This is a genomic window from uncultured Arenimonas sp., assembly GCF_963976025.1.
Taxonomy (GTDB): domain Bacteria; phylum Pseudomonadota; class Gammaproteobacteria; order Xanthomonadales; family Xanthomonadaceae; genus Arenimonas.
The window spans coordinates 1-2051 of the sequence record NZ_CAXBJS010000272.1 but is presented as its reverse complement, the minus strand read 5'-3'; the positions used below and the strand labels follow the sequence as shown (position 1 = coordinate 2051).

The following is a 2051-nucleotide window of genomic DNA, read 5'->3' as shown; positions in this document are numbered from 1 at the left end:
CGGAAACTGCCCGCCTCCGAGGTCAGGAAGCGCGCCACGCCGCGGCTGTCGTAGACAAAGGCCGCGTAGAACTCGTAGTCCGGAAACATCTGCACGCTGTAGCCGGTGCCTGCCCTGGCCGGGTTGAACCAGTGCGAACTGGTGTCAAGCAACTGGCCATCCAGCGACGGGCAGCCTTCGCCAAGCGCCACCATGGGCTCGGAACCCAGTTCGCCGTCGAGCTGGTAAGTGAACACCAGGCCCTGGGCCGAGGTCGCCGTGACGGTGGCTTCGCCCACCCGCGCCAGGTGGTTGGCGCTGCCATCCCAGGCCGCGCGATAGAGATTCAGGCGGAAAGCGCCTTCGTGCGTCGTCAGTGCGGAGCGCTGCAGGTAATACCAGGTGGACGAACCATCCTGCAGGTAGGTGTACCAGAGGCCCGCCCAGGTGCTGCCGGCGGGATAGAGGAACAGGCCGTGACCACTCCTCGCGGGATTGAAGTAGCTGCCGGGCCTGATCTTCACGGCCGCGCCTTCGAAATCCAGCGACAAGAAGGCGTACGCAGGCGTAGCACCGGCATTGACGGCCTTGGCATACCAGCGCCCCGGCGTAAGCGTACTGGTGGGGATCCACGCCTCGAATTCCGGGCGCACCACCAACGCGTCTTCGGCCATCGTCGGAATACGGGAAGGGCGCGGCGAGGTGTCGTCTTCGACCTTGCTCAGGTACACGTCGATGTTCCGCGCGCCGGTGGCGAGCATGACGCTGTCGGCACCCACCGGCACATCGAAGAACAAGCCATCCAGTGATGCGCCCGCCAGCAGGAAAACCTCCTCGAACCACGGACCCAGCAGGTTGACCGGACGCGTCTCGCCGGCAGTCCGGTCAATCCGCACCGGCACCGGACGGGCCGGCTGGCCCGGCGCGCTGCGCACCATCAGGTAACCCGCCAAGGCCTGGCCCGGACGTATCCAGGGCGTGTACCAGCTCAGGCGAACCGGGAAATTCTCCGCTTGCGCGGTGACGCCCGGCCCCGTGGCCGACAGGCCATAGTTGTAGGAAAGCGACGCGTCGTCATAGGCGGCCATCGCGAAGATTTCGGTTTTCACCGTGTTGGTCGCCGCATCGCGGTTGTGCGAAAGGGCCCAGACATCCATGCGTTCGTCCTGCACGCTGACCTGGATCTCGCAGCGCTGCACGTTGCCGGTCATGGCCGCGACGCACTCGATTTCGGAGGCCTCGGCCACGCCGTTGCCGTTGCGATCGACGCCGACATAAAGGTCGAAGTTTCTCGACTCCATCGACCGGGCATCCACCAGTATCCAGCGCGGGCGCGGGGCCTGCGGGGCTGGCGTGTATGGATACAGCGTCACCCAGGTGGGGAGGGTGGATTGCGGGCTGTCCCATGGCGAGGTGGGCGTTGGGTCGGGATCCATCGGGTACTGGCCAACGACCGGCTCCACCAGCCGCAGGGTGTCGAAACGCGGCGAAGGCATCGCCTGCAATCCGGAGAACTGCAGGTCGAGGAAACCACCCACCGCCGGCGCGTCCACCTGGATGTCGGCATAGGGGCGCAGCACGATCCGAACGGTGGCATCGGCGCACACCGGCGTCGCGCCAGTGCATACGCGGTACACGAAATGGTCTTCCACCAGGGCGTCGGCGCTGGGCGTGTAGAGCACGCGGTCGTCGGCGGCACCGGGCCTGCCGGACGATTGCAGGCTCGCCGTACCCTTTCCGGGCGCCGCCACGATGCTGATCTGCCCGGCGGTCAGCTCCGCCAGGGTCCAGGCATCGTTGTCGAGCACCGGGATAGAAACGGGCCCGGAGCCTTCAAGGATGACCACGCGGTCGTCCCGGCCGACCGGTTCGGCCAGGGCATCGGTTGAGGGGAGAAGGGTGCAGGCCGCCAGGGCGGCGGCAAGAAGACTGGTTTTGATTGTCATGGGCGCCGGGGAGGATAACGATCCGGGCCGACCCCGCACAACGCGGGGCCGGCCGATCAGCGTCAGGGCGTCGGGCAGCCCTGCGTGGTGCCGGGGCCGCCCAGGGCCTGCACCAGGTCGTTGCCG

The 2051-nt window shown here is 67.1% G+C and carries 1 protein-coding gene; it reads right to left on the bottom strand.

The genetic code is table 11. The annotated features are described in order from the left end of the window. Nucleotides 1–1925: Ig-like domain-containing protein (locus AACZ35_RS13975; RefSeq protein WP_339830329.1), on the bottom strand; the 1925-nt coding region annotated here is incomplete at its 3' end. Nucleotides 1926–2051: the final 126 nt, after the last annotated feature.